The following is a 7360-nucleotide window of genomic DNA, read 5'->3' as shown; positions in this document are numbered from 1 at the left end:
CCGACGAGCAGGTCAAGATCCGCGGCTTCCGCATCGAACCCGGCGAGGTCGAGGCCGCCCTCACCCGCCACCCCGACGTGCGCGAGGCCGTGGTCGTCGCCCGGGAGGACGGCGGCGCCAAGCGCCTCGTCGCCTACGTCGTGCCCACCGACTCCACCGTGCCCACCACGGCGGACCTGCGGTCCTGGCTGGGGAGCACCCTGCCCGACTACATGGTGCCCGCCGCGTTCGTCGCACTGGACGCGGTGCCCGTGACGCCCAACGGCAAGGTCGACCGCCGCTCCCTGCCCGCCCCCGACCTCGCCGCGGCCCGCGGTCGCCACGTCGCACCGCGCACCGACGCGGAGCGCGACGTCGCCGACATCTGGTCCGAGGTGCTCGGCGTGCCGGGCATCGGCGTCGAGGACAACTTCTTCGAGCTGGGCGGCGACTCCATCCTCAGCATCCGGGTGATCTCCCGGCTGCGCACCGCGTTCGACGTGGAGATGTCGCCGCGCGCCCTGTTCACCCACCCGACCGTCGCGGGGCTCGCCGAGCTGGTCTCGGCCTCCGCCCGCGTCCGCACGGCCGACATCCCGGTCGTGCCGCGCGACGGGGCGCTGCCGCTGTCGTTCGCGCAGCAGCGGCTGTGGTTCCTCGACCAGTTCGAGCCCGGCGGCGTCGACTACCTGACGCCGTCGATCCTCCGGCTGCGCGGCCCGCTGGACGTGGCCGCGCTCGACACGGCGTTGACCGCGCTGGTGGCGCGGCACGAGTCGCTGCGCACCTCGTTCGACACCGTCGACGGGCGGGGCGTGCAGGTCGTGCACCCGGCGCACCGCGTCCGGGTGCCGCTGGTCGACCTCACCGGGCGGCCCGCGGCCGAGCTGGAGCGCGTGCTCACCGAGGAGACGACCACCCCGTTCGACCTGCGCGACGCCCCGCTGCTGCGTGCGCGGCTGGTGCGGCTGGGACCGGACGACCACGTCCTGTCCCTGGTGCTGCACCACATCGTCACCGACGGCTGGTCCAACGGCGTGCTGCTGGGAGAGCTGGGCGCCTGCTACGAGGCCGCCACGCTCGGCACCGAGGCCAAGTTGCCGGAGCTGCCCGTGCAGTACGCCGACTACGCGGTGTGGCAGCGCAAGGCGCTGACCGAGGAGACCGTGGAGGAGCACCTCGCCCACTGGCGGCGCGCGCTCGACGGCGTCCGGCCGCTGGAGCTGCCCACCGACCGGCCCCGGCCGGCGACGCGCGGCAAGCAGGGCGCGCTGGTGCACTTCCGGGTCCCCGCCGAGGTCACCGACCGGCTCAAGGCCCTGGCCCGGCAGCAGGACGGCACCCTGTTCATGGTGCTGCTGGCCGCCTGCCAGGTGCTGTTCTCGCGCTGGTCCGGGCAGCGGGACATCGCGGTCGGCACCGTCGTGTCCGGCCGTGACCGCACCGAGCTGGAGGGGCTGGTCGGCTTCTTCGTCAACACGCTGGTGCTGCGCGCCGACGTCGACCCCCGGCACCGCTTCACCGAGTTCCTGAGCGGCGTGCGGGAGACCGTGCTCGACGCCTTCGCCCACCAGGACGTGCCGTTCGAGCGGGTCGTGGACGAGGTGCACCCGGTGCGCGACCCCAGCCGCACGCCGCTGTTCCAGGCGATGGTGGTCCTGCAGAACACCCCTGACGACGGCCCGCGCCTGCCCGGCCTGCGCGTCGAGGAGGTGCCGCCGCCGTCGGTGGCCGCGGGCTTCGACGTGTCGTTCCAGTTCCAGGAGTTCGAGGGCCGGCTGGAGGCGGTGCTGACCTACGACACCGCGCTGTTCGACGCCGCCACGGCCGAGCGGATGGCCGCCCACGTCGGCGTGCTGCTCGACGGCGTGGCCGCCGACGCGGACCGCGCCGTCGCCGCCCTGCCGCTGCTGACCGACGACGAGCTGCGGCACGTGCTGGAGGACTGGAACGACACCGGATCAAGCGGTGGCGCACCGGCCTACCACGAGGTCTTCCAGGCGCAGGCCGCCCGCACCCCCGACGCGACGGCCCTGGTGGCAGGCGACCGGTCGTGGTCCTTCGCCGAGTTGAACGCCGACGCCAACCGCCTGGCCCGGCACCTCGTCGCGGCCGGCGTCGGACCCGAGTCCGTCGTGGCGCTGGCGCTGCCCCGCTCGCCGGGGATGGTCGTGTCCGTGCTGGCCGTGCTCAAGGCAGGCGGCGCGTACCTGCCGGTGGACCCCGATCACCCGGCCGACCGCGTCGCCCACCTGCTGGACGACGCGCGGCCCGTGCTCGTGGTCACCACCGGCGACGGCGGCAACATCCCCGACGGGCTGCCGCGCGTGGTGCTCGACGACCCCGCCACGCGCGCGGCCGTCGACGCCCTGCCCGCCACCGACCCGACCGACGACGACCGCGCGGCGACCCTGCGGCCCGAGCACCCGGCGTACGTGATCTACACGTCCGGGTCGACCGGCCGCCCCAAGGGCGTCGTGGTCGAGCACCGCAACCTCGCCAACCTCGTCGCCGACCACCACACCCGCCTGCTGCCCGGCGACGGGACGCGGCTGCGCGGCACTGCCACCGCGGTGTTCTCCTTCGACGCGTCGTGGGAGGGCCTGCTCCTGCTCGCCGCGGGCCACGAGCTGCACCTGGTCGACGACGCCGTCCGGCTCGACCCGCGGGCGATGGCCGAACACCTGGTCCGGAACCGGATCGACTTCCTGAGCTGCACCCCGTCCTACTTCCGGCAGTTGCTGCCCGAGGGCGTGCTGACCCACCCGGAGCACCGGCCGCGGCTGGTGGCCCTGGGCGGCGAGGCCGTGGACGAGCCGCTGTGGCGGGCACTGGCCGACGCAGACGGCGTCACCGGCTACAACCTCTACGGCCCCACCGAGTGCACCGTCGACTCGGTGTGGACTCCGATCGCCGACCGCGACCGCCCGGTGATCGGCACTCCAGGCCGCAACCTGCGCGCCTACGTGCTGGACGCCGAGCTGCGGCCCGCGCCGATCGGCGTCCCCGGCGAGCTGTACCTGGCCGGCGACCAGGTGGCGCGCGGCTACCTGCACCGGCCCGGCCTGACCGCGGAGCGGTTCGTCGCCGACCCGTTCGGCACGCCCGGCACCCGCATGTACCGCACCGGCGACGTGGTCCGGTGGACCGCCGACGGCGTGCTGGAGTACCAGGGCCGCGCGGACGACCAGGTCAAGGTCCGGGGCTACCGCATCGAGCCCGGTGAGATCGAGGCCGCCCTGACCCGTCACCCCGACGTGGCCCAGGCCGTCGTCGTCGCCCGCGAGGACGAACCCGGCCACCAGCGGCTCGTCGGGTACGCGGTGCCCGCCGGCTCGACCGCGCCCACCGCCGACGACCTGCGGGCCTGGCTCAAGCGCGACCTGCCCGACTACATGGTGCCGTCGCTGTTCGTCGTGCTGGACGAGCTGCCCAAGACCGACAGCGGCAAGGTCGACCGCCGCGCCCTGCCCGCCCCCGACGCGCGCGGCGGCGTGCAGGAGGGCTACGTGCCGCCCCGCACGCCCGTCGAGCAGGAGCTGGCAAGCGTGTGGGCCGAGGTGCTGCGGGTCGAGCGCGTCGGCGTGCACGACAACTTCTTCGGCCTGGGCGGCGACTCGATCCTGAGCATCCAGCTCGTCTCCCGTGCCCGGCAGGCCGGGCTGGAGCTGGTCACCAAGGACGTCTTCACCCACCAGACCGTCGCCGAGCTGGCCACCGTCGTGCGCACCGGCGCCGGGCGGACCGCCGAGCGGCCCGACATCGCCGGACCCGCGCCGCTGACCCCCATCCAGCGCTGGTTCCTCGACTCGGCGCAGGACCCTCACCGCTTCACCATGTCGTTCCACCTGGAGCTGGAGGAGGACGTGGACCCGGTGGCGCTGTCACGCGCCGTGGACGCGGTCGTCGCCCACCACGAGGCGCTGCGCACCCGGTTCACCCAGCTGGACGGCCAGTGGCGGCAGGAGCCCGCGCCGGTCGGCCTCGGCGGGCACCTGAAGTACTACGACGTGTCCGGCCTGGACGAGAGCTCCCGTGCCAAGACCGTGGCCGCGGTCGTCAAGGCGGCCCGGTCCGGCCTCGACATCGCCCAGGGGCCCCTGCTGCAAGCCCTGCTGTTCGCCGACGGGAACCGGCCGAGCTTGTTCCTCACCGTGCACCACCTCGTGGTGGACGGCGTGTCGTGGCGCGTCCTGCTCGACGATCTGGAGACGGCCTACCGCCAGGTCGTCGCCGGGCAGGACGTCGACCTCGCGCCGGTGGGCACCCGCTTCACCCAGTGGGCTCACCGACTGGCCGAGCACGTGCGCTCTGGCGCGTTCGACGACGAGTTGGCCTACTGGAGCGCGGTGCTCGACGGCGAGCCCGGCGCGCTCCCGGTGGACCGCGACGGTCCCAACACCGCCGGGTCCACCCACGTCGTATCGGTCCGGCTCGACCGCGACCACACCGACGCCCTGCTGCACCGGGTGCCCGACGCCTACCGCACGCAGGCCAACGACGTGCTGCTCAGCGCGCTGGGCCGGGCGCTGGCCGACTGGACGGGCCGCGACCGGGTGGCCGTCACGATGGAGGGCCACGGCCGCGAGGACGTGCTCGACGGCGTGGACACCTCGCGCACGGTCGGCTGGTTCACCACCCAGTACCCCATCGCGCTCACCGTCCCCGCCGGGGATTGGGGCACTGTGCTCAAGTCGGTCAAGGAGCAGGTGCGGGCCGTGCCCCGCCGCGGCTTCGGTTACGAGGCCCTGCGGCAGCTCGGCACGGTCGGCGCGGCGGTCCTCGGCGGCGCGGCGCTGCCCCCGGTCAGCTTCAACTACCACGGGCAGTGGGGCGTGGCATCCGACGAGGGGGAGGGCCTGTACCGGGCCCGGCTGGACACCCCCGGCGACGAGGCGCCCGCCCACAGCGCGCGGGCGTTCCTGCTCGACGTCGTCGGCGGCGTCGAGGACGGCGAACTGGTCCTGTCGTGGTTCTACTCCGAGAACGTGCACGACGAGTCGACCGTGCGCGCGGTGGCCGAGGCGACGATGGCCGCGTTGCGGGGGATCGTGGAGCACTGCGCGCGGCCGGAGGCCGGTGGTCGCACGCCGTCGGACTTCCCGCTGGCGCGGCTGGACCAGGCCGCGGTGGACCGCCTGGTCGGTGACGGCCGGTCGGTCGAGGACCTGTACCCGCTGACCCCGCTCCAGGCGGGCATGGTGTTCCACACGCTGGTGGACGACACCTCCGACGCCTACTTCAACCGGTTCCGGCTGCGGCTGGCCGGCGTCACCGACCCGCGGGCGCTGGCCGAGGCGTGCCGCCGCGTCGTGGACCGCACCACCGTGCTGCGCAGCACCGTGGTGTGGGAGGGCGTGGAGGAGCCGCTCCAGGTCGTGCACCGCCGGGTCGAGGTGCCGGTCGCGCACCACGACTGGCGGCACCTGTCCGAACCGGAGCGGGAGGCCGCCCACGAGCGGCTGATGGCCGAGAGCGCCGACGAGCTGGACCTGACCCGGCCACCGCTGCTGCGACTGGCCGTGGCGCGGTTGACCGACGACGAGGTCACCTTGTTCTGGACCGCCCACCACGTCCTGATGGACGGGTGGAGCCTCGCCCAGGTGCTGGCAGAGGTGTGCGAGCAGTACGCCGCCCTCGCCGGGGACCGCGCGCCGCGGCTCGCCCCGCGCCGACCCTTCCGCGACTACCTGCGGTGGCTCGCGGAGCAGGACATCGCGGCGGCCGAGCAGCACTGGCGGCAGGTGCTGGCGGGCGTCGAGTCGCCTACCCCGCTGCCCTGGGACCGGCCGCCCGTCGAGGCGCACCGCGCCGCGTCCAGCGCCTCGGTCGGCGCCGAGCTGACCCCGGAGCGGTCGGAGGCACTGGACCGGGTGGCTCGCACCGCCGGTCTCACGGTGAACACGGTGGTGCAGGGTGCGTGGGCGTTGTTGTTGTCGCGTTTCAGCGGTGAGTCGGATGTGGTGTTCGGGACGACGGTGTCGGGTCGTCCGGCGGAGTTGCCGGGTGTGGAGTCGATGGTCGGCCTGTTCATCAACACCGTGCCGACCAGGGCGACCGTGCGCGGTGACGCCGTGACCCTGGCGTGGCTCAAGGAGCTCCAGGCCGAGCAGATCGAGTCGCGGCGGTTCGACTTCGTGTCGTTGGCCGACCTGAGGTCGTGGAGCGACGTGCCGGCGGGCGCGAACCTGTTCGACAGCGCCGTGGTGTTCGAGAACTACCCCGTGGACGACCTGGTCAACGCCGAGCAGCAGGTCCGCGTCCTGGAGGTCGAGGGCGCCGACACCACCAGCTTCGCGCTCGCCCTCAGCGCCAACCTCGGCGACCGGCTGCGCCTGGAGCTGGACTACGACCCCCGCCTGTTCGACCCCGCGACCGCCGAACGCCTCGCCGCCCGCCTGGTGGTGCTGCTGGACGCCATCGCGACCGACGCGGACCGGCCGTTGGCCGAGTTGCCGCTGATGGACGAGGAGGAGCGTCGGCGGGTGGTGGTGGAGTGGAACGACACGGCGGGTGAGGTGCCGGCGGTGACGTTCCCGGAGGTGTTCGAGGCGCAGGTTAGGGCGACTCCGGACGCGACCGCGCTGGTGGTGGGGGACCGGTCGTCGACCTTCGCCGAGTTGAACGCCCGCGCCAACCGCCTCGCTCGCCACCTGGTGTCGGTCGGCGTCGGACCCGAGCGCGTGGTCGGGCTGTCGCTGCCGCGCACGGTGGAGTTCGTGGTGGCGCTGCTGGCGGTGTGGAAGGCCGGTGGCGTCTACCTGCCGATCGACCCGGACCTGCCCGCGGACCGCGTGGACTTCCTGATCGGCGACGCGAACCCCGTGCTGGTGGTCACCACGGCGCTGCTCGACTCGCCGGAGGTCGCCGCGGTCACCGGATCCGCCGACCTGACCGACGAGGACCGGCTCGCGCCGCTGCGCCCGGACAACGCGGCCTACGTGATCTACACGTCGGGGTCGACGGGCACGCCCAAGGGCGTGGTGGTGGAGCACCGCAGTCTGGTCAACCTGCTGGTCAACCACCGCGAGGACTTCGTCGCGGACGCCGGTGGCGGGCGGCTGCGCGTGGCGCTGTCGGCGGTGTTCTCCTTCGACACGTCCTTGGAGGGCTTCGTGCTCATGGCCGACGGCCACGAGCTGCACGTGCTCGACGAGGACCTGCGACTGGACCCGCCGGCGCTGGTGGACTACGTCGTGGAGCGCCGCATCGACTTCATGGACCTCACGCCGTCCTACGCGCAGCAGTTGCTGTCGGCCGGGCTGCTGGACCGGGAGCACCGGCCCAAGGTGCTGATGCTCGGCGGCGAGGCGATCGGCGAGTCGCTGTGGCGTCGGCTGGGCGAGGTGCCCGGCGTGGCGAGCTACAACTTCTACGGCCC

1 protein-coding gene is annotated in these 7360 nt (G+C 73.8%); it reads left to right on the top strand.

Translation table 11 applies throughout. From position 1 onward, the window contains the following. On the top strand, window positions 1-7360 hold a 7360-nt coding region (locus ACFQ3T_RS32560), incomplete at both ends, for an amino acid adenylation domain-containing protein (RefSeq protein WP_380729300.1).

It is taken from the genome of Saccharothrix hoggarensis, from assembly GCF_042678885.1.
Lineage (GTDB): Bacteria > Actinomycetota > Actinomycetes > Mycobacteriales > Pseudonocardiaceae > Actinosynnema > Actinosynnema hoggarensis.
Note: the sequence above shows the minus strand (reverse complement) of the source record. Positions and strands in the feature narration are given on the sequence as shown.